Annotated in this window: 28 protein-coding genes; 7 read left to right on the top strand and 21 right to left on the bottom strand. The window is 39.5% G+C overall.

Annotated features, from left to right (window positions below):
* Nucleotides 1–108: 108 nt before the first annotated feature.
* On the top strand, nucleotides 109–900 hold the full coding sequence (locus IEU90_RS00925; RefSeq protein ID WP_153709353.1) for a Cof-type HAD-IIB family hydrolase: 792 nt from the start codon (nucleotides 109–111) through the stop codon (nucleotides 898–900).
* Nucleotides 901–955: 55 nt separating this feature from the next.
* Here the strand turns inward: IEU90_RS00925 and IEU90_RS00920 are convergent, their stop codons facing one another.
* Complete coding sequence (locus tag IEU90_RS00920) at nucleotides 956–1,246, bottom strand: hypothetical protein (protein ID WP_153709354.1); 291 nt, start codon at nucleotides 1,244–1,246, stop codon at nucleotides 956–958.
* Between the two features lie 116 nt (nucleotides 1,247–1,362).
* On the opposite strand from IEU90_RS00920, the gene IEU90_RS00915 reads away from it, so the two are divergent.
* The gene (locus IEU90_RS00915) at nucleotides 1,363–1,746 is read left to right on the top strand and encodes a winged helix-turn-helix transcriptional regulator (RefSeq protein WP_153709355.1); all 384 of its coding nucleotides are present in this window, start codon (nucleotides 1,363–1,365) and stop codon (nucleotides 1,744–1,746) included.
* Nucleotides 1,747–1,907: 161 nt separating this feature from the next.
* Here IEU90_RS00915 and IEU90_RS00910 read toward each other — a convergent pair whose 3' ends face one another.
* Nucleotides 1,908–2,684: an SDR family oxidoreductase gene (locus tag IEU90_RS00910; protein WP_188357600.1), complete on the bottom strand. Its 777-nt coding sequence runs from the start codon at nucleotides 2,682–2,684 to the stop codon at nucleotides 1,908–1,910.
* 37 nt (nucleotides 2,685–2,721) lie between these two features.
* The gene (locus IEU90_RS00905; protein ID WP_153709357.1) at nucleotides 2,722–3,762 is read right to left on the bottom strand and encodes an alcohol dehydrogenase catalytic domain-containing protein; all 1,041 of its coding nucleotides are present in this window, start codon (nucleotides 3,760–3,762) and stop codon (nucleotides 2,722–2,724) included.
* Between the two features lie 179 nt (nucleotides 3,763–3,941).
* Between IEU90_RS00905 and IEU90_RS00900 the strand changes: the two genes are divergently transcribed.
* Nucleotides 3,942–4,616: a dihydrofolate reductase family protein gene (locus IEU90_RS00900; RefSeq protein WP_153709358.1), complete on the top strand. Its 675-nt coding sequence runs from the start codon at nucleotides 3,942–3,944 to the stop codon at nucleotides 4,614–4,616.
* Nucleotides 4,617–4,716: 100 nt separating this feature from the next.
* Here IEU90_RS00900 and IEU90_RS00895 read toward each other — a convergent pair whose 3' ends face one another.
* The 7 genes from IEU90_RS00895 to IEU90_RS00865 all read right to left on the bottom strand — a co-directional run bounded on the left by IEU90_RS00895 (nucleotide 4,717) and on the right by IEU90_RS00865 (nucleotide 9,451).
* Nucleotides 4,717–5,127, bottom strand: coding sequence for a MerR family transcriptional regulator (locus IEU90_RS00895; RefSeq protein WP_153709359.1), 411 nt, complete (start codon nucleotides 5,125–5,127; stop codon nucleotides 4,717–4,719).
* A gap of 36 nt (nucleotides 5,128–5,163) precedes the next feature.
* The gene (locus IEU90_RS00890; RefSeq protein ID WP_153709360.1) at nucleotides 5,164–5,511 is read right to left on the bottom strand and encodes a MerR family transcriptional regulator; all 348 of its coding nucleotides are present in this window, start codon (nucleotides 5,509–5,511) and stop codon (nucleotides 5,164–5,166) included.
* A gap of 13 nt (nucleotides 5,512–5,524) precedes the next feature.
* Nucleotides 5,525–5,959, bottom strand: coding sequence for a flavodoxin family protein (locus tag IEU90_RS00885; RefSeq protein ID WP_229723559.1), 435 nt, complete (start codon nucleotides 5,957–5,959; stop codon nucleotides 5,525–5,527).
* A 316-nt stretch (nucleotides 5,960–6,275) separates the two neighbouring features.
* Complete coding sequence (locus tag IEU90_RS00880; protein WP_188357599.1) at nucleotides 6,276–6,509, bottom strand: flavodoxin; 234 nt, start codon at nucleotides 6,507–6,509, stop codon at nucleotides 6,276–6,278.
* 246 nt (nucleotides 6,510–6,755) lie between these two features.
* Nucleotides 6,756–7,424: an NAD(P)H-binding protein gene (locus IEU90_RS00875; RefSeq protein WP_153709362.1), complete on the bottom strand. Its 669-nt coding sequence runs from the start codon at nucleotides 7,422–7,424 to the stop codon at nucleotides 6,756–6,758.
* A 267-nt stretch (nucleotides 7,425–7,691) separates the two neighbouring features.
* Complete coding sequence (locus tag IEU90_RS00870; protein WP_153709363.1) at nucleotides 7,692–8,555, bottom strand: aldo/keto reductase; 864 nt, start codon at nucleotides 8,553–8,555, stop codon at nucleotides 7,692–7,694.
* A 14-nt stretch (nucleotides 8,556–8,569) separates the two neighbouring features.
* Nucleotides 8,570–9,451, bottom strand: a complete 882-nt coding sequence (locus IEU90_RS00865) for an aldo/keto reductase (protein WP_188357598.1) — start codon at nucleotides 9,449–9,451, stop codon at nucleotides 8,570–8,572.
* 220 nt (nucleotides 9,452–9,671) lie between these two features.
* On the opposite strand from IEU90_RS00865, the gene IEU90_RS00860 reads away from it, so the two are divergent.
* Nucleotides 9,672–9,992 (top strand): DMT family transporter, encoded by a 321-nt coding sequence (locus IEU90_RS00860; protein WP_153709365.1) that lies wholly within the window; start codon nucleotides 9,672–9,674, stop codon nucleotides 9,990–9,992.
* Between the two features lie 74 nt (nucleotides 9,993–10,066).
* Nucleotides 10,067–10,930: a LysR family transcriptional regulator gene (locus IEU90_RS00855; protein WP_153709366.1), complete on the top strand. Its 864-nt coding sequence runs from the start codon at nucleotides 10,067–10,069 to the stop codon at nucleotides 10,928–10,930.
* A 180-nt stretch (nucleotides 10,931–11,110) separates the two neighbouring features.
* Here IEU90_RS00855 and IEU90_RS00850 read toward each other — a convergent pair whose 3' ends face one another.
* Nucleotides 11,111–11,551, bottom strand: a complete 441-nt coding sequence (locus tag IEU90_RS00850; protein WP_229723513.1) for a GNAT family N-acetyltransferase — start codon at nucleotides 11,549–11,551, stop codon at nucleotides 11,111–11,113.
* A gap of 827 nt (nucleotides 11,552–12,378) precedes the next feature.
* Between IEU90_RS00850 and IEU90_RS00845 the strand changes: the two genes are divergently transcribed.
* The gene (locus tag IEU90_RS00845; RefSeq protein ID WP_153709367.1) at nucleotides 12,379–12,639 is read left to right on the top strand and encodes a type II toxin-antitoxin system PrlF family antitoxin; all 261 of its coding nucleotides are present in this window, start codon (nucleotides 12,379–12,381) and stop codon (nucleotides 12,637–12,639) included.
* Nucleotides 12,639–12,986, top strand: a complete 348-nt coding sequence (locus IEU90_RS00840) for a type II toxin-antitoxin system PemK/MazF family toxin (RefSeq protein ID WP_153709368.1) — start codon at nucleotides 12,639–12,641, stop codon at nucleotides 12,984–12,986. The genes IEU90_RS00845 and IEU90_RS00840 overlap by 1 nt, the downstream gene beginning before the upstream one ends.
* Nucleotides 12,987–13,054: 68 nt before the next feature.
* Here IEU90_RS00840 and IEU90_RS00835 read toward each other — a convergent pair whose 3' ends face one another.
* The 10 genes from IEU90_RS00835 to IEU90_RS00795 form a co-directional block, all read right to left on the bottom strand.
* The gene (locus tag IEU90_RS00835; RefSeq protein WP_188357597.1) at nucleotides 13,055–13,363 is read right to left on the bottom strand and encodes a type II toxin-antitoxin system RelE/ParE family toxin; all 309 of its coding nucleotides are present in this window, start codon (nucleotides 13,361–13,363) and stop codon (nucleotides 13,055–13,057) included.
* Nucleotides 13,353–13,619 (bottom strand): toxin-antitoxin system, encoded by a 267-nt coding sequence (locus tag IEU90_RS00830; RefSeq protein ID WP_153709370.1) that lies wholly within the window; start codon nucleotides 13,617–13,619, stop codon nucleotides 13,353–13,355. Before IEU90_RS00830 ends, IEU90_RS00835 begins: the two co-directional genes overlap by 11 nt.
* Before the next feature lie 77 nt (nucleotides 13,620–13,696).
* Nucleotides 13,697–13,783, bottom strand: a complete 87-nt coding sequence (locus IEU90_RS11570) for a hypothetical protein (protein WP_488168357.1) — start codon at nucleotides 13,781–13,783, stop codon at nucleotides 13,697–13,699.
* Between the two features lie 17 nt (nucleotides 13,784–13,800).
* On the bottom strand, nucleotides 13,801–14,043 hold the full coding sequence (locus IEU90_RS00825) for a hypothetical protein (protein WP_229723511.1): 243 nt from the start codon (nucleotides 14,041–14,043) through the stop codon (nucleotides 13,801–13,803).
* Nucleotides 14,030–14,173 carry a hypothetical protein gene (locus tag IEU90_RS00820; protein WP_153709371.1) on the bottom strand — a complete coding sequence of 48 codons (144 nt, stop codon included), beginning with the start codon at nucleotides 14,171–14,173 and terminating at the stop codon, nucleotides 14,030–14,032. Before IEU90_RS00820 ends, IEU90_RS00825 begins: the two co-directional genes overlap by 14 nt.
* Nucleotides 14,174–14,438: 265 nt before the next feature.
* Nucleotides 14,439–15,377, bottom strand: a complete 939-nt coding sequence (locus IEU90_RS00815) for a nucleoside hydrolase (protein ID WP_188357596.1) — start codon at nucleotides 15,375–15,377, stop codon at nucleotides 14,439–14,441.
* 298 nt (nucleotides 15,378–15,675) lie between these two features.
* The gene (locus IEU90_RS00810; protein WP_153709373.1) at nucleotides 15,676–16,050 is read right to left on the bottom strand and encodes a DUF3021 domain-containing protein; all 375 of its coding nucleotides are present in this window, start codon (nucleotides 16,048–16,050) and stop codon (nucleotides 15,676–15,678) included.
* Between the two features lie 12 nt (nucleotides 16,051–16,062).
* Nucleotides 16,063–16,515 (bottom strand): LytTR family DNA-binding domain-containing protein, encoded by a 453-nt coding sequence (locus IEU90_RS00805; protein ID WP_153709374.1) that lies wholly within the window; start codon nucleotides 16,513–16,515, stop codon nucleotides 16,063–16,065.
* A gap of 23 nt (nucleotides 16,516–16,538) precedes the next feature.
* Complete coding sequence (locus IEU90_RS00800; RefSeq protein WP_153709375.1) at nucleotides 16,539–17,378, bottom strand: ABC transporter permease; 840 nt, start codon at nucleotides 17,376–17,378, stop codon at nucleotides 16,539–16,541.
* Nucleotides 17,378–18,223: an ABC transporter ATP-binding protein gene (locus tag IEU90_RS00795; protein ID WP_153709376.1), complete on the bottom strand. Its 846-nt coding sequence runs from the start codon at nucleotides 18,221–18,223 to the stop codon at nucleotides 17,378–17,380. The genes IEU90_RS00800 and IEU90_RS00795 overlap by 1 nt, the downstream gene beginning before the upstream one ends.
* Nucleotides 18,224–18,414 lie beyond the last annotated feature (191 nt).

Below are 18,414 nucleotides of genomic sequence, written 5' to 3'. Positions count from 1 at the left end.
TCTGATTATTATATCGCGCTAATTTTGAGTTTCAAACATTTACTGCCTTGCTTTTTTTACAGGGCTAATTTTAAAATAAACTCAAAATGCTTATATGGAGGATGCTTTATGATTCGTGCAATTGCTACCGATATTGACGGCACATTTCTGACAACTAACCGGACGTATGACCACCGGCTATTCAATACTGCTTTTCAGCTAATGCAGCAACGAAATGTTAAGTTTATTGTTGCTAGTGGTGATCAATATTACTTTCTTCGGTCACTTTTCCCAGACATTGCTAATCAGATTGCCTTTGTCGCTGAAAATGGTGTTTTAACGGTTGATCAAGGAGAAGAAATTGCCTGTGGTCAGTTAAAGATGAATGATGTTGAAGACATTATCGCCTATATTGATGCGATTCCCGATACTTACTACGTTGTTTGCGGCCGCCAATTTGCCTATGTTAAAGATACTATGCCTGAAAAATTCAAACAGGGGCTTCATCGCTTCTATACACGTACCAAGGTCGTTAAAGATTTTTCGTCCCTCAATGACAAAATCTTTAAATTTGCCCTAGTCGTCCCGCCAGCAAACATGCGGACAATCGCACATAACATCAACACTAGATTTGCGGGAATTATCCGTGCAACTGCTAGTGGTAATGGCGCAATTGATTTAATCATTCCAGAAATGGATAAATCATACGGGTTAAAAAAGTTACTCAATCGTTGGCAAATTTCACCAACCGATTTAGTGGTCTTTGGCGATGGTGAAAATGATCTTGAGATGTTTGACCTCGCTGGTACAAGTTACGCCATGGAAAACGCACCGACAAACGTCAAGAAAGCAGCTACTCATATAATTGGAACTAATGATGATCAAGCGGTGTTACACGAGATAAATAGATTGCTTAATTAGCTTACAAAAAAATGGCACCACTATTATGCGATGCCATTAAGAAACGCTATTCAATTTAATTTACACTATAAATCCGTACTTCGGGGTCTGCTGACCATGTTGGCTTTAACCCTGGAAAAACATGTTGGGTAAACATTTCACTGTCGAGGTATGCCTTGGCTTGTTCAACACTATCAAAGCCATGAAGGACTTGGACATCTTCATCTCGAATTAAAAGATCCTTGGTTTCTGCACCGGGGATAGTCTTGAGGAACGGTTCACGGTAGTCTGTATAAACCTTTGCTGCAGCTGCCCGATTCTTCTCCGGAATTACCATTGTTACTTGTAAATATGCTTTAACTGCCATTTTATTTCCTCCTCAAATCAATTAATTTACAATTTTGATAATAGTCGTTTACAATCAAAATTAATACGAATTCAAAAACGATTGAGCTACTAAATAATTTTTGAGGAAGGTCAGGTATGTATCAACGTAAAATACCAAAAGAATATTATTGTACTGTTGACTATGGATTAGATATCTTTGGTGGCAAGTGGAAGCCACGGATTCTCTGTATTCTTGGTCACGTTAATTCAATGCGCTACGGCGAACTAAAAGCACAAATGGAAAATATCTCAGACGCTGCTTTAGCAGATAGTCTCCATGAATTACAGCAGGCAGGAATTATTGAGCGTCGACAATATAATGAGATGCCGATTCGGGTCGAATACTCATTGACGGCTGAAGGTAAAAGCCTGATTCCGGTGCTTAATACGATTTCTAATTGGGCGATTAAGCATAGTGATACGGAAATATATACAGGGAAACATTTTGAGAAAGTGCATCGGGCAAAATTTGAGAATTAAAAATGACGGTACAGTTTTAATGCTGGATCGTCATTTTTCAGTTACTTTTCATAAAATAAACAACTGGATCTACAAAAAACTTCACGACTAGATAAATTATTTATTCAGCCTATGAAGTTATACGCATAACGTACACACTAGCAATTTTTCATTAGTCGTGCCTAAATATATTTACGAAATGCTTCATCACCAAGTTCTTGGCGTTTTTCATATAATTCTTTGGTAATCTTACCAGTAACATAACACATCCGATCACGATCATTATCAGTGACAGCCTTATAGATATCTTGAGCTACTTCCTCAGGCGATTCTAAATTATCTGTATCTGGCATTAACATTTCTGTTTGATTTTTTAGTAACTGATCAAATCCCGGCATTGCAGATGCCTCCATCTTAAAACCGGTCTTCACAACTCCTGGGACGATAATTTTTACCTGAATGCCAAAAGGCGCTAACTCATGGTAGAGCATTTCACATACTCCAGTCACCGCCCACTTATCTGCTGCATAAATACCATCTAGAGCTAATCCCATTTCCCCAACAAGGGAAGTGGTTGTCAAAATTAGCCCACTTTTCTTCTTTTTGAAATACGGGATAAATTTTTGGGTGACACGGATCATTCCCAGCAGGTTAGTGTTTAAAGACTTTTGCATGGTTTCTTCGGTCATATCCTCAAATCGTGACTTCATTCCATAGCCAGCATTATTGAACAGGACATCAACTTCATGCTTTTCGAGAACTGTTGAAACTGTCTTTGAGATTTGTTCAGGCTTCGTTACATCAAGTGGATAAATAAAAACATTTTGATAGGATGTTAATTCGGTTTCTTTTTCAGGTGAACGCATGGTAGCAATCACCGTCCACCCTTTTTCTGCAAATAATTTTGCTGTTGCTTTACCAATTCCAGATGACGAACCAACAATGAAAATTGTACTCATATTCACTACACTCCTTATCTTGAGATGGACGATTAAATTATTCACTGACCATAATTAATGACTTGATTGCTTCACGTTTGTCCATCGCTTCATATGCTTGTTGAATTTCATCAAGACTAAAACGCTTAGTGAAGACTTCTCCTGGATGAATTTTGCCTTTTAATACAGCATCAAGAAGAATAGCACGATCATAAGTAGTGACGGAAGCAATTCCTCCGCGGAGACCAACGTTCTTCCAGAAAAGTTGGTTGGACTTTGGTTCGGTTTGCGGAACGCCAACCCGGCCAATGACTGCACCAGGACAAGCAATCTGGCCAGCTTGGTCAATCGCGCTAGTGGCACCGACACATTCCAGCACAGCGTCAGCACCGGCATTTTCCTTGGTTAATGCTAGGACATCCTGCACTGTTTGATCTCCTTTTGTCGCTACAATATCGGTTGCACCGAATTCTCTACCTAATGCTGCTCGATCCTCGTGGTGGCTAAGCAAAATAATCTTTTCAGCACCCAAAAGCTTGGCACCAATCACACCACACAGACCAACAGCACCGTCACCAATAACTGCAACCGTGTCGCCTTCCTTTACCTCGGCACTCTTAGCGGCATGGAAGCCAGTAGCCATAACATCAGAAAGAGTTTGTAAGGATGCTAATTGGTCATCAGTATAATCTGCTGGAGTACCCGGAATTTTAACTAAGCCAGAGTTGGCTGGTTCGTACTTCATAAATTCTGCTTGGTAACCACCATTGGTACCTGGCTTCTGGTTTAGACAGTTGCCTTCAAAACCATTCAAGCAAGCAACACAGTGACCACAACCATGAGTAAACGGCACGATTACAAAGTCACCTGGCTTGATCTGGTCAACATCGTCACTGACACTTTCGACCACCCCGATGGCTTCATGGCCGACTAAGGAATTTGCTTGCCGTTTGGCAATTCCACGATACCACCATAAATCAGAGCCACAGACACTCGCACGGACTACTCGAATGATCGCTTGGTTATCACCATCAATTATTGGCTTGGGAACATCGTGAATTTCAACTTTTCCTGGTTCCACAAATACGGCTGCTTTCATTTATATCCGCTCCTTTAATGTTTTTTTGCATTGTATCAACTTAACAATTCTTACTATAAACCTTGAAGTCGACTATAAGGCAAGCAAAAATTTATCTAGTATGTATTTTAAGCATGCTTTTCAATTGCCGAAATTAATTCTTAAAATTAAGATAGTACAGAAACGAGGAGGAAGAAAAAATGAGTAAGCCATATATTATTTGCCATATGATGACTTCGGTTGATGGCCGAATTGACTGTGGAATGACTGCACAACTTCAAGGAAATAACACTTACTATTCAACACTTAATGAACTTAACGCCCCAACACGAATTAGTGGACGGGTAACCGCGCAAACTGAACTTTCTAACGGTCAATTACTTTCTAATAATGCTACCCCGATCGGTAAGGAAGTCTTTCATCAAAACACGGTTGCAGACGCCTATGAAATTGTGATGGACACCAAGGGACGAACTAGCTGGAGTGATGATCACGGCAGTTCCAAGCCACACCTCATCATTACTAGCGAACAAGCATCAACAGATTATTTAACTGATCTTGATAATAAGGGAATCTCTTGGATTGCGACCGGAAAAGAACAAATTAACCTCGCACGAGCCATGGAAATCTTGCGGAACAAATTTGGTGTCGAACGTCTGGCGATTGTTGGCGGTGGCAAAATCAATGGTGGTTTCCTTGAAGCCGGGCTGATTGACGAAATCAGTATTGTCATTGGGCCAGGTGCCGATGGACGGGTTAATCAACCAAGTTTATTTGACGGTCGCCCGGAGAATCAGCGACCAATTGATTTAAAGCTCAAAGCTGTTCAATCATTTGATGACGGCGCGGTTTGGTTGCGTTATTTAACTAAATAACTTGTTTAAAGAAAACTGTCCAAAATCAGCCAGTTTGGGACAGTTTAAATTTCCAAACTAAAAAAGCTTAGAACTACTTTTCAGTAATCCTAAGCTTTTATTATTCATCCAGCATCTTTTTCTTCTTCAACTCATAGTATTCTTCTTCATCTAAGAATGGCATCACGTGATCCTCAAAGTGGTCAAGCTTATAAGATAAGTAATTTAGCGTTTTATCAAGTTCATTCCGCTTAGCCAGCAAAACATCATACTGTTCCTTGACCAGTGACTTTTGGGCCTCGCGACTATCACTATGTTCACGATATAAACTAACAAAGTCAATCAATGATTCAACTGACATTCCCGCATTACGCATTGCCTTAATAAACAACGCCCATTTAATCTCATTTTCCGTATAATCACGGTAGCCACTGGCGTTACGAGGAACCTCTGGAATTAATCCGCTATTTTCCCAATATCGCAAGGTTTCTTTTGGAATATCCAATCGTTCACTTACTTCTTTGATATTCATCTACATTCCTCCTGTACCTTCTTTAATTCTAACACATCAAGCAATTTCTTCTTTCTCAACCATCTTTTCCATTTCATTAATGCAATCAGTTAAGCATTGATGGTCTTCCTTTAATTGGTTTAACTGCTCCTGAAGTAAAGATTGACGGGCAGGAATAGCTTTTTTACCTAACATTGCTAACTTAACATATTCGATTTGAAAATCAGGAGAAACATTCATCATATTTAATAATTTAGCATATTCTACCCACCGAATATCCGTATCAGTAAAAGTCCGCAAGCCATCACGATCGCGTGTAATTGGTGGAATCATACCAAGACGTTCCCAACGACGAATTGTATCGGTAGAAATTGACAGTTTCTCCGCTACTTGTTGAATGTTCATTGCATTGCTCCTTTTAACTTAATTCTTTAATCCATGCTGCTAAATCGTTCGATCCTTCATGAGCAGGTAAGACATTTAACTTCCCTGCCCATTCCTTAAATGTATCTTCATAGCCGTCTGCCATTCCAGCATCAGTGTAAAATGAAGCTACTTTACCGGGATAATTTTTAATTTGTTCAAGAAAAGTATGAACCGGTGTTGCAGGGGCACCTTGCCAGACAGGACTACCAACAAGAATCAAATCATATTGATCAGCATTTGGAATTTCACTCACTAATTTGGGATATTGGTTATTCTTAATCTGTTCGATCGCAATTTCATCAGTTTTATACATGTCGCGATCAAATGTGTCGGGTGCTACTTCAATCTTATACATATCAGCGTCAACTAATTGGGCTAGTTCTTCGGCAACTCCCTGAGTTCGTCCAGAACGTGAGTAAGTCGCAATTAATACTTTGTCCCCCCTTATTTGAATCTCTCATAACTATAAACCTTGCAGTTAACTTTAAGGCAAGAGCTTAATTTAAGCTTTTTAGCCACCGTTCAATTTGGTAACCTGCTCGATCGACTTTGTTACCGTCTATCACTAATGGTCTAAGTCCAACTAATTGATTTACTACCATTTCACTTCCTCCTTATGATTGATATTGTTAGTCACCCCTACTTTCTAGTTATTGTTCTGGAGAAGTCCATTTCGTTGTAAAAATCGTCGCAACTGTGCGTTGTTATTATCATAACGGAAGCCATTCTTAATAGTCGCTCCGTCAGCCTTGGCTAACCATTGGCGGTTGTTGCCACCATGTTGGAAAACCGATTAAAACTGTGTCATAGCGGTTTAGGTTAGGGATATTCCGTTTGATTGCCGGGTGGATATTTCTCCGCCGTTCACGAGCTACCCGTGCATAATTGTCATAGCCCTTAGGATAAGCTTTGGCACGTTGGAGACGCACAATATCAGCACCTATATCACGTTGAATTTGTCCAAAACCGATTACCATTACTAAGTATTGCCATTAAGGTGGAAATAATCCATCGATTCTGCAGTCGCATAACTAATCACTCCTTAAAAATTAATATTTTTAGATTGTGGATAGTATAGACCTTGGAGTCGACTACAAGGCAAGCAAATTCCTTTATAAAATCAAAGAGACCAGAAGTAATTTCTAGTCTCTAACTTAGATATAGTTTTTTTGTAGGTATTAATGAATGTCAATTATTATGAGTGGGGATTAACAAATAAGTAATTAATATACCGGTCGGTTGCTTCCTTGAGTATCAGGGTCTGCAATTCCTAGACTGTCATTGCTACCAAATGTTGGATCAGCAACGATCTTCAAGACAACATCAGCAATGCTTTGCCGAGAACCAGATACACCAACAAATTCATCATCTTTGTGAGTAATGGTGTACTTGACTTCATCACGATCGTTTAACCATGGTAAACGAAGAGTTGTGTAATCCAAGCCAGATTCAGCAGCGAGTTTGTCTGATATCACAGCAGCATTGTCATCAGTTACAGTACCGCCAAAGCAGGTATCTCGGTTCCACTTACCAAATTTGCCAGGGACTTCATCATAAATTCCAAGTAAGTTGGTCAAAATAAGCCGGTTAACACCATCTTTCTTCATTGCATCAATGATGTTGTGAGTTGGGCGGTTATGACCTGCATCATCATGGTCAATCACCGCGTTAAAAACCATATCTTGACCCTTAACTGCCTTTTCAACATCAGCAGGATTGTTTAAATCCCCTTCGATAATAGTAACTCGCGGATTATCAGCAAGATCACTCAGACGATTGCTGTTACGAAGCATTAAAGTTAATTTAACATCCTTAAATTGATCTTCATTCAAGATCCGGTTTTCAACGATTCGAGCGATTTGCCCATTAGCTGCTAAAATTGCTAATTTCAATTCTTATTTCCTCCTCAATTGATCTTAGTAGTAACGACGGTTCTTGTTAACCTTGGCAATTTCTGCCATCTTAACACCGTTGTTCAAAGTAAATGTTTCTTCCGCTTTATTTCACCTCATTATTTTTGATATCCTTTCAACGGTTTATATACTAATCCTTATAGTCGACTTTAAGGCAAGCCTTTTTTCTAAAAAAATTCTGGATAGGTATTTTACTTATACACCCATCCAGAATTTTAATATTGCATCATTATTTTCTGTCTTCAATTAATCATTAGCGTGCACATCGTATTGACTGAGCATTTCTTCAACGCCCGGTGCATCTGGATCGTGCATCCCCTTGCCTTTGTCTAAGGCGCGCATTTGATCCATTTCGGCGGAGTTCAATTCAAAGTCAAAGATTTCCATGTTGCTCTTGATCCGGGCTTCATGAACTGACTTTGGAAAGACCGTTACCCCTTCTTGATGTTCAAAGCGGAGGATAATTTGACCAGCGTCCTTACCATACTTTTCCGCCATCTTGGTAATGACTGATTCGTGAAAGAGATCTGCGTTTCCTTGGCCTAGTGGTGCCCAAGCTTCAAGGGCAACCCCATTCTTAGCCATGATTTGCCGCAATTCTTTTTGTTGGAAGTATGGGTTAAATTCAACTTGGTTAACTGCTGGCATTACGTCAAAGTTAGGAACAAACTTATTCCAAATCTTTGGTGTCATGTTAGAAACGCCAATTGAACGAATCTTACCAGCCTTTTGTGCTTCTTCAAGTGCTTTCCAAGCTTCATCGACCTTGCCGTATGGTTGGTGAATCAAGTACATATCCATGTAGTCCAAGCCAAGTTTCTTCAATGAAAGATCAATAGCCTTCTTGGCATCTTCATAAGCGTAGTCTTGAAGCCAAAGCTTAGAAGTTACCCAGATTTGATCACGAGGAATGCCACTATCCTTAATTGCCTTACCAACTTCCTGTTCATTAAAGTAGGCTGTTGCAGTATCAATATGCCGGTAACCAGCAGCTAAAGCCTCCTTAACTGCTTGGTAGGTTGTGCCATCAGCAGGGATTTGGAAAGTTCCGAAACCGAATGAAGGAATTTCATTACCGTCATTGAGTTTAAATGTTGGAATATTAGCCATAATTAAGCTCCTCCTTATTTTTCACTATCTTGCACTTGCTTCAAACTGGAACCAAAAATTTGTTCAATCGTCACTGGATCACGGTGATCAAAGAATTGACTTTCGTCCTTATCAAGGCTAGCCATCTTCTTCATATCATCATCTGATAATTCAAAATCAAAAACGTTAATATTTTCGGCCATCCGGTTCTGGTGAACAGACTTAGGAATGACTGTGATTCCACGTCGTAGGAGCCAGCGCAGGATTACTTGACCATTGCTCTTGCCGTATTTTGTAGCAATTTCCGCAATGGTTTCATTAGTAAAGATATTGTGTTTACCCTCCGCAAATGGTGCCCAGGCTTCAACGCGGACATCTTGACTTTGCGCAAATTTAACTTCGGCATCTTCTTGGTACCATGGGTTAACTTCGATTTGGTTAATAGCTGGCTTAACTGGCATTGTCAGCATTAAGTCTTGCAGCTGGTCAGCGTAGAAGTTAGAAACCCCGATTGCCCGAATCTTACCTTCTTTTTGCGCTTCTTCTAAGGCTCGCCATGCGCCCATTGTATCGCCGTATGGCTGGTGAAGCAGGTAAAGGTCCATGTAGTCTAACCCAAGCTTTTGCAGAGAAGTATCAATCCCCTTCTTAGCCCGTTCGTAGTTAAAATCAGAAACCCATAATTTAGAAGTAACAAAGATATCATCACGGTTAACTGAACTGTTTTTAATTGCCTTACCAACCGCTTCTTCATTTTGGTAAGCAGCCGCGGTATCAATTAAGCGGTAACCAGTTTCAATGGCATCCGTAACCGCTTGTTCGGCTTGAGATAAATCAGGAACTTGGAAAACCCCAAACCCAAGAGTTGGCATTTCGACACCGTTATTTAACTTTACTGTTGGGACATTATTTGACATTAGATTAACTTCCTTTCGTTTGTTTTTGTGATTGTCTATATCATAAGCGCCAAAAAACAAATTGAAAATTACTTGATTAGTATAGAAGCATACGCATTACGTATACTAAAAAACTAGATAGTTAAAATCCCAACCTCGCGAGAAGATTTATTTATTCAAGGCTTTAATTAAAAAAATTTCGCCGATATAATACTTTTACTGAAATAATGGAGGCAACAAAATGTATTATATTGAATTAGCGGTTGCAATTATCATGGAATTGCTTGGAACAAACTTAATGAAACTTTCCAATGGTTTTACTCATTTATGGTTTTCAATTGGGACTTTAGTTTCTTATGGGTTGTGTTTTTTCTTCCTTTCATTATCGCTTAAGGGAATCAAGCTGAACATTGCTTATGCTACATGGGGTGGTGCCGGGATTGTCCTTGCTGCTTTAGTTTCTTATTTTATTTTTCACGAGCAGACATCAGGACTACAAATTTTCGGAATTGCATTAATTGTGGTCGGCGTGATTATTGCTAACCTTGCTGGTGGACATTAATTACAGTAATTTTAAGGCACTAATGGTTAGAGTAGACTTATTAGTATCTTATTTTTTGAAGGTGGTTCTTATTAATGATTGATAATTACCTATTAGAAGAACTTGTCACGTTTGCCAAATATAAAACCCTCGCGAAAACAGCGGCCGAGTTGAATGTCACTCAGCCAACTGTTACGCGGGGGATGCAAAAATTAGAAGATGAATTGGGTGTTCAATTGTTTGATCGCCACCCCAACCGAATTACGTTAACCAAAACTGGCAAAATTGCAGCTGAAAAAGCCAACCAGCTTTTACAAGCTAACCAGCAATTTATTACTGAAATTAAGAACTACGCACAAAACCAGCAAGTTTTTAAAATCGCCAGTGTAGCGCCTGGTCCGCTAATTGTGTTAGAGCAAAATCTGACAAAACTAAACGCCAACATTGATATCGATGAAGCACTTCTTGACCAGAATAGTGTTGAAAAGTGTCTACTAAACCACCGATATTCAGTAATTATTACCAATTGTGAAATCCAGACTGATTTAATTGAATCCCGTTATCTTGGTCAGGAACACCTTTATGTTAACTTAGATCAGTTCATGTACCTAGCTAATCAACGACAGGTTACTTTTAAAGAATTAGCTGGATTCAGTTTTGTCGTCCTCAATGAAATTGGTCCATGGAAGCAAATCATTCAGAGTAATATTCCTAACGCAAAGTTTCTTTATCAAACCGAACATGACGCCCTGAGTGAATTAACCAAATATACTAATTTCCCCTTCTTTACAACGAACATTACTCAGCCGGATAATGTTTATGACACAACCGATACTGTTGCATTACCAATAACTGATAGTTCAGCAACAATGACTTTTTACGTAACCTATTTAAAAAGCCAACGAAGTACGATTGCTCCATTGGCGAAAAAAGTGGTTAGCGTTTGGCCTAAAAAATAATGTTCCTCGGTAATGATGGCAAATAGCGGCTTATTTTTTGTGAATGTGAAATTACTTTTACATTCAACGCTAGTTTTATAAAAGTGTAAAAGTAATTTCAAACTAACAAGAGATTAATAAACGATCCATTATTCAACAGCTGATTGATTAATGGATCATTTTTTGATATTACCTATTTTGCTAACCTCGTTTCATTTTTAAAATCGGGTATGGATTCCCTTGATCATCAAGTGGTGACCGTGAAACAACCTTAAAGCCCATGTGTTCATAGAAGCCACGAGCATTCGGATTCTGTTCATTAACTGCTAATTCGTCAATATGATATTGGGTCATTCCATATTGAAGTAGTTGACTGCCAATTCCCTTACCGCGTTCACTTGCCGCTACGAATAGCATTTCAAGTTTGGTGTCATTAATTCCCATCAATGCTTTAATTCGATCATTTTCAAGAGCAACGATTAGGTGTTGAACGCCACGAAAAGCCTGCGAAACATATTGTTTAATATCAGCAATCTCCTTGGGACTAAGAAACTGATGGGTTGCAGTAACCGAGCTTTCCCAGGTAGCAATCAGTTGCCTCATTTCATTATCACTAATTGTCGTTAATTCTTTGATTTTCACTTATTTTTCACTCCCTATTAAATCTTAATTCGGTAATTGAGTTGTTACTATAAGAACTGCATTTAATCTATCAGTGAAGTTTACAAACTTTATAATAATCGTTGCCTTATCCATGATAGTCAACTTCTTAGTTAGGATAAATTCTAAGATTTTTGTGTTTCTTTTTATCAAGTATCAATTCGCATATTATATACATGATTATTCTATGGTCTAATCTCTTTAAGCGCATTACCATGATATAATATTTAATGGATTGTAAGACAAGTTGGCAGTGCTTAATCTCTGGTTTGAAAAGATACAGAGGTGCTGCCAATGGAAGTAGTTAAATTTTGTTAGTAGTCATTGAGTTCATCTATGAAAGGTCTTCACCGTATGGGGTTTACTCCCTTTGATGGTTTCGCACATGTGCTCCAAGCAATGCACGGATTACCAGAAGGAGTCCAATATGCAAGCCTAGTGACCCTAGTCATTTTAGTTAGCATATTTGTTTGGGCTAGCGTTCATTTACATAAATAGGCCAAACAAAAACACCATCCTTAAGTTTAACGGCTTAGATGGTGTCTGATGTCATATCACTTAATGAGATTAGGCATTGTCAACAATACTTATTAATCTCGAAAGAGTCATGTTGCACCATGGCTCTTTTTATTTACAGTCTATTATAACATGGTCAAATATGGAAGTACACGGGCCAATATGGCTTATTGCGAACCAAACCAACCAAAAGTATTAATCAAGATAATACTCCAATACAAATAAAATTCCTTACTATTTCCTTACCAGAATTTCAAAAGTATAATTGTAAGGCAATAGTAAGGAGATGAGATATGATGGAATTACCAGTTCAAATTAATTTACGAATTACTAGTAAAAATCAAGTAACGATTCCCAAAACAGTCCGTAATTTTCTAAAGGTAAAACCATCTGACTCCATTGAATGGACCATTGATACTAATGGACAAGTTAGTGTAACAAAAGGCACTGCTGAGCTATGGGCCATGGTCAGTGAGCAAGAAAAAGAGTACGGTAATTTAAGTACGCCAGAGATTGACTGGGGAACGGATATAGAAAGTGACGATTTCGACTAATGAAATTAAATCAAGGAGATATTGTGTGGATCAACCTAAGTCCAGCAAAAGGTACAGAAACAAAGAAAAAACGTCCCTGCATTGTCATTAGTAATAATCAATACAATCGCTATTTCAACACCATTATTATTGTCCCGATTAGTTCATCTAAAAAATACCTTACTTTAGAAAAATACATTAAGTCACCACTTTTCCTAAATATCGAGAAAGACAATATTCAGGGAACAGCTTTACTTCAACATTTGCGAACAATTGATCCAGCAAAACAATCTAACGGTAAAGTTGTTGCTCGACTAACGCCAAATGAAATTAAAACTATTCACTCGGTAATTCAGCAATTTTTGTAAAATTAATATAAGGACAATGAATTAAAGCTTCAATTGACACATTTTACATGCCAATTGAAGCTTTTACTTTAAAATTTAACTTTCATTTCTGCAGTATTAAAAATTGCCCCAATAATAATCTGATCATTAGCCTGGTCTAATCGGTAAAAGATACCATAGCTATGACCAATTAAGATGCGGTAAGTCTGTTTCTTAAAGCCATACAGCTCAGTGACATCAGTTCCTATTCTAGGATAAGCACCAATTAATTTGATCTTCTTATCAATATGTGACGTAAATTGATGAATCTTGACGGCAGACAACTTTAATTCATCATGCCAATATAAAATCGCGCATTCTAGGGAATCGGCAAAGCTTGGTGTATATTTAATCTTCATCTTGTCCCCAGCCATACTTTCCAAAGCGCTTTTTCATGTCTTCTTCAGTGAGTAATTGATCGGACTTAAAGGACTGTTCAATCATTTTACGATCATGTTCAATATCAGCATCGCTCACAACTGGAGAATACTGAATTGTCCCGTTATCTAACAATTTAGGTTCAAATAATGCATTTTCACCGATCTTAAATTGCGCCGGAATTGTTAAAGTCATTGAAGTCCCCTGTTTTCGCGCTTTAACTGGTTTATATCTCATCACGCTCACCTCAAATATAATTATATCATAATTATATTTAGACCGTTTTTATCAATTTACCCAAGATGATAAGAAAATTAAAATTCATCTAACATTATTTGTTCTTCAATAAAGCGGTCAAAATACGGCAACATAAACTGCACATAGCCATAGCTTGTTGGCATAATAATTTGGTCATCAATTAATTTCCGTCGATAAAAAAAATATAACCGGGCTTCTTATCCATCTCACGGCCAATTTCCTGTGCTTTAACTTTTGGACGACTAATTTTTACCACCGCTTGCACAAATTGCCGTTCCTTTTCTATCATTTCGTGATAGACCTTATAATACAAATTCCGAAAAAGATCACTAATATACTGGTCTAAGATTCGATCAATTGTTTCTTTCGTAATTATATTGCTTCCCTGCTCACCGTTGACCATAAATCAATAATGTCTGAAATGGCGAGTTGTCACTATTTAATTCTGTAATGATCCGCTGGGAAAGAGAATTGCGATCAAGAAAAACACTCGGTACAGTCCCAAAGCTGGGGTTAAATGGATTATTTATCATTACCGCCCACCTCATTTTATAACTTTTTATAACTCTTTAAAAGTAATAAAAATAGGTGGCTAGTCTTTATGAGGAGAAATGATAAATTAGCGTGATTGATTGGCTGTTATCATAATCCTCTCATTACCAAAAAGTGGTCTACTAAACTAGCTCTTAAAAGCTGATTAGTAGACCATTTCTTTAAATCAATGCTCCATTGACAAACAGGTTAGTTAATGTATAACACGCGGAGTAGTTAATTTTCGTAATTCAGTCAGTTCAACCACTACTTCATCTGAGCACTCTTCAACAGTTTATCGAAGTGCCGGTAGAATTTTTCCTGGTCAGCCTTTGTAACCAATGTCAGTTCGCGACCTTCAGCACTTTTGTATGTCCGACCAGCGCCGCGTCCATTAACTTCAACCGCGGCCTTTTCTACCGTCGATTCAACAATTTCAGGGTATAAGCTCGACAAGGTCGTCAGCACGTCCCACAGGTAGTAGGTCGAGTCGGCTTCATCAGCTAAAACTAGCGAGTAGCCCTGCCCTACCAGGTCAAACGCTGGGTAACGCCGATTGGTTGCGAAGTGGCGCCGCAATTCTGGCGTTAATGGCAGCTCCTCGGTACTTTCCAAGCCGACCATCTGAATATCTAAATCAGAATCAAAGACCGTCTTGACCGCTTCGGGATCCCAAAAGGCATTCCATTCCGCGGTCCCGTCAAAACCAGGTTCATTGACGTTGCCATGACCATCTAAGCTGCCACCCATCCAGTACAGCTTATCAATGTTGTCCTGAAGTGACGGGTCAATCTCCAAGGCCCGGGCTAGGTCGGTCAGGGGACCCGTCATGACCAGGGTAACCGGAGAATCGGCCGCTTTAATCTTGTCCAGCATGTCCAGGTGAGCTGGTTTTGCCGCCTGCCTTGTTTCTACCTTTCCTGGTTCATTCAAAATCGGCAGGTCGTTAAACGAGAAGGAACTCAGCCGCCAGTTGGACGGAAACTGGTGGTGGGCACGTGAATCTGACTTAGCAACTTCCAGCTTGTCACCGCGCAGGTTGAAGCGATCAATAATCTTGCGCGCCGCCATGACGGCCGGGTCAACATAACAGTCTGCATCGATCACGCCGACCCCCAACAACTTAATGTCTGGTGCCCGCAATAGCAGCAACAGGGAAACCAAATCGTCAACGTTACCGTCATGATTAAAATAAATGTTCTTCAAGTTTAATTCCTCCTTTATGCTATTTACGATAATAGCATAAAAAGATAATTACGAACAAACTATTTTAGTTACTTTTTTATTATTCGTTTAGTAAACCTTTTTGACTTGTAACTGCTAATCAAGAGTTCGGTATTTTCAAACCAAAATATGGAGGATTTAGGCAGTATAAGCAAGGGTCTGAAAATTAACTCAGCTGTTTTAATCAACCCTAAATAAGCTCGCTCCGTATCAAAAGACAAAGGCCTAAAATCAGCTTATCAGCGAATTTCGGGTCTACGTATCGTTCTCATCTTTACCATTATTTCCGCTTATTCAATTTTGCGTTAATCTCTCGAACATCACGCTCTTGCTGGAGCCGAAGAACAATCCAAATAACCACGTAGGCAATTACGATTAACCACAACGACTGCAAAGTGATTCCCCAGTGATTGACGACAATCATAACTGCCACCAGGAGAACCGTAATTATAAAATGAACGATTAACGCCCCAAAATAGTTTAAGTCCGTTTGAAAGATAAATGTTGCCACACCAATTATTCCACTGATAACCATGACGCTGATAGTATTCAATGTCGTTGGTAACATCGGTTGAAAGTGAGTGGTTAAAAACACTAAGTACGTGGTTGACCCAATCGCCAACCCTTTTAAAAATCGTTTTAAAATTCTCTTCATCTGTAATCCCCACTACAAGCCTAAGTATTGCTTAATTACCGGTACGTACCGTCTACTAACCGTTGTTCTGACACCCGTCTCTAGTCTGGCTACTAACGTTCCCGAAAAGCCATTCTCGATTGCCTGTAAATAATCCATATTGATGATGGCAAAGCGCGAAATTTGGATAAAGTTAGGCGCTGTTAGCCGGGCGTGAATATCCTTCAATTTGCCCACCGACTTAATCACTTGAGCGGTAGTATAAAATGAGAGCTCATTTTGGTTGACTTCGACCATTACTAAGTCGGCTGTTTTAATAATCATAAAGCGGTCAGGCGTCTTGATTGGCAGCTCCTTTGCTGAGTTGCTCTCAAATGCTTTTAAATAATTAAGAAGGTGGTCAACGCGTGCCGTTTTAGCAGAACTCTCAACAATTACTGTAAGTTCTCCCGGCTCTAGGTCCGCCTCTTGAAACCGAACTTTCAATTTACGGAAACCTCCTGAATAAGTTAATGCTGCTTATATTTTAAATGATTAACGATAATTAGCAAACCAAGGCCAAGCAGACTTACGATTGTGACCAACAGCAGGTTTTGTGACAGTCCCAAAGAATGCTTAAACACCGTCAGCTTAATTCCTAAGTATTCATTGAGCTCTGGTCGAACTACTGCCGGAATTCGATTTCCAACCAGAAGCTCGCGAAAGCTGCTGGCAATATAAGAACTTGGAAAGGCCTTGACCAAATGGCGGCCAAACGCTGATAATGCGCCCACGGGTATGTAAGTGGCAATTGCAAACCCGATCCCAGTCCCAATCAAGGCCGACATTCGGTTAAAGACAACTTGGCTGTGAATAAATTCGATAATAATCTGGCAAAAGACGGTTGCAACAAGAGTGCCTAGCAGTGAAACTAGCAAGAGCTTACCGCCATCTTCCCATTTAATTGTCAAGTTATCAGTCGCTTTAAAGTAGACTGCCATGATGATAAAAGACACCAATTGCATAATCAAACTAATTAAAAAGGCACTGATAAAATAACTAATCGCAAGCTGCCACTGTTTCAGTGCTGTCATCCGAAAATCCTGATAGCGGTTGTCTTCCCGGTCGCTTACTAACTGCCCTAAGGCGCCAAAGGCCGTAGTGACCCCGGCAATTGTTAAAATACCACCCATCATCCAGGCATCTAAGACCTGGTTTGCATTAGCGACTCTTTGCCATTCTTGGACTAAATTCTCTTTCAGGAAACCAATATAAATAAAGAATGCAATCAGGGCTCCCAGTAATGACATCATGGCACCCATGCGGTTACGAAAGTATAGTTTGAGATTACGGTAAATTAAAGCTACCATTATTGAATCTCCTTTCCGGTAATGTTGACAAAGGCGTCATCTAGGTCGCCCTGCCGGTATTCAAAGTTTTCCAAGCTGCTCCGGTAATGGTCGAGGAGCGTCAGGGCTTGTTCATGGTCAATTCCGTTAATTTCATAACGCCGGTGGTCAACCAACTTGGCACCCTCTGGAGCCGTGTCATCTTTGAATGTCATCAGCAATAAATTCTGTGCGTATTGTTGTTTTAACTGTGTTGCCGAACCGGTCGCCAGCACTTTACCTTCTTCCAAAATATAAATTAGTTCTGCGTTACTGGCTTCTTCCAAGTAGTGGGTAGTCAGAAAAATCGTCAGCCCCTGCTCTTGCTGCAGTTTTCGCAAAAACTGCCAAATGACATTGCGCGTTTGAATGTCAAGACCTGTTGTTGGTTCGTCTAGAAACAGTAAATTGGGATGGTTTAATAGTGCCCGCGCAATATCAACCCGTCTTTTCTGACCACCGGACAGAGTTCCGTACCGCTGGTGAAGGAACTTAGTTAGCCCCATCATCTTTGCTAGGCTCTCAATCCAGTTTTGGTCAATGCCCTGGTACATTGCTGCCCGACTTTGTAAATTCTCGCTGATCGTTAAGTTATCATCCAGTACGCTATTCTGGAAAACAACGCCGATTTTTAAGCCCTTGGAGTAGGAAATGATTCCTCCAGTCGGTTTTAGCAGGCCCACCAGCATGTTAATGGTGGTTGATTTGCCAGCGCCGTTTGTTCCTAAGTACGCAACCAATGCTCCTTGGGGAATCGCTAAATCCAGCTGGTTGACAGCAATTTTGTTACCATACTTCTTAGTTAAATTTTTGGTTGTTATTAGCATTTCTCTCACCTCAGTTAGCATTGTATTAACTTTGGGTCACTAATACGTTCTTTTCTCAATGGGCGGTTAACATTGGCGGGTGAGTTGCTGATTTTCTTATCCCAAATTCAATTTGCAATCCCTACTATTCTCTGATATGATACTGGTAATTTAATAACAGGCGCTCAAGAACAGCGGGCGAAAAAATAAGA

The sequence above is a fragment of the Limosilactobacillus caviae genome (assembly GCF_014635905.1).
Lineage (GTDB): Bacteria > Bacillota > Bacilli > Lactobacillales > Lactobacillaceae > Limosilactobacillus > Limosilactobacillus caviae.
This window is presented reverse-complemented; position numbering and strand designations above follow the sequence as displayed.

Excerpts from the sequence above, each read along its gene's own strand:
- IEU90_RS00925 (WP_153709353.1), top strand. The coding sequence starts at position 109 with ATGATTCGTGCAATTGCTACCGATATTGACGGCACATTTCTGACAACT.
- IEU90_RS00920 (WP_153709354.1), bottom strand. The coding sequence starts at position 1,246 with ATGGCAGTTAAAGCATATTTACAAGTAACAATGGTAATTCCGGAGAAG.
- IEU90_RS00915 (WP_153709355.1), top strand. The coding sequence starts at position 1,363 with ATGTATCAACGTAAAATACCAAAAGAATATTATTGTACTGTTGACTAT.
- IEU90_RS00910 (WP_188357600.1), bottom strand. The coding sequence starts at position 2,684 with ATGAGTACAATTTTCATTGTTGGTTCGTCATCTGGAATTGGTAAAGCA.
- IEU90_RS00905 (WP_153709357.1), bottom strand. The coding sequence starts at position 3,762 with ATGAAAGCAGCCGTATTTGTGGAACCAGGAAAAGTTGAAATTCACGAT.
- IEU90_RS00900 (WP_153709358.1), top strand. The coding sequence starts at position 3,942 with ATGAGTAAGCCATATATTATTTGCCATATGATGACTTCGGTTGATGGC.
- IEU90_RS00895 (WP_153709359.1), bottom strand. The coding sequence starts at position 5,127 with ATGAATATCAAAGAAGTAAGTGAACGATTGGATATTCCAAAAGAAACC.
- IEU90_RS00890 (WP_153709360.1), bottom strand. The coding sequence starts at position 5,511 with ATGAACATTCAACAAGTAGCGGAGAAACTGTCAATTTCTACCGATACA.
- IEU90_RS00880 (WP_188357599.1), bottom strand. The coding sequence starts at position 6,509 with ATGGTAATCGGTTTTGGACAAATTCAACGTGATATAGGTGCTGATATT.
- IEU90_RS00870 (WP_153709363.1), bottom strand. The coding sequence starts at position 8,555 with ATGGCTAATATTCCAACATTTAAACTCAATGACGGTAATGAAATTCCT.
- IEU90_RS00865 (WP_188357598.1), bottom strand. The coding sequence starts at position 9,451 with ATGTCAAATAATGTCCCAACAGTAAAGTTAAATAACGGTGTCGAAATG.
- IEU90_RS00860 (WP_153709365.1), top strand. The coding sequence starts at position 9,672 with ATGTATTATATTGAATTAGCGGTTGCAATTATCATGGAATTGCTTGGA.
- IEU90_RS00855 (WP_153709366.1), top strand. The coding sequence starts at position 10,067 with ATGATTGATAATTACCTATTAGAAGAACTTGTCACGTTTGCCAAATAT.
- IEU90_RS00845 (WP_153709367.1), top strand. The coding sequence starts at position 12,379 with ATGATGGAATTACCAGTTCAAATTAATTTACGAATTACTAGTAAAAAT.
- IEU90_RS00840 (WP_153709368.1), top strand. The coding sequence starts at position 12,639 with ATGAAATTAAATCAAGGAGATATTGTGTGGATCAACCTAAGTCCAGCA.
- IEU90_RS00835 (WP_188357597.1), bottom strand. The coding sequence starts at position 13,363 with ATGAAGATTAAATATACACCAAGCTTTGCCGATTCCCTAGAATGCGCG.
- IEU90_RS00830 (WP_153709370.1), bottom strand. The coding sequence starts at position 13,619 with ATGAGATATAAACCAGTTAAAGCGCGAAAACAGGGGACTTCAATGACT.
- IEU90_RS11570 (WP_488168357.1), bottom strand. The coding sequence starts at position 13,783 with ATGCCAACAAGCTATGGCTATGTGCAGTTTATGTTGCCGTATTTTGAC.
- IEU90_RS00825 (WP_229723511.1), bottom strand. The coding sequence starts at position 14,043 with ATGGTCAACGGTGAGCAGGGAAGCAATATAATTACGAAAGAAACAATT.
- IEU90_RS00820 (WP_153709371.1), bottom strand. The coding sequence starts at position 14,173 with ATGATAAATAATCCATTTAACCCCAGCTTTGGGACTGTACCGAGTGTT.
- IEU90_RS00810 (WP_153709373.1), bottom strand. The coding sequence starts at position 16,050 with ATGAAGAGAATTTTAAAACGATTTTTAAAAGGGTTGGCGATTGGGTCA.
- IEU90_RS00800 (WP_153709375.1), bottom strand. The coding sequence starts at position 17,378 with ATGGTAGCTTTAATTTACCGTAATCTCAAACTATACTTTCGTAACCGC.
- IEU90_RS00795 (WP_153709376.1), bottom strand. The coding sequence starts at position 18,223 with ATGCTAATAACAACCAAAAATTTAACTAAGAAGTATGGTAACAAAATT.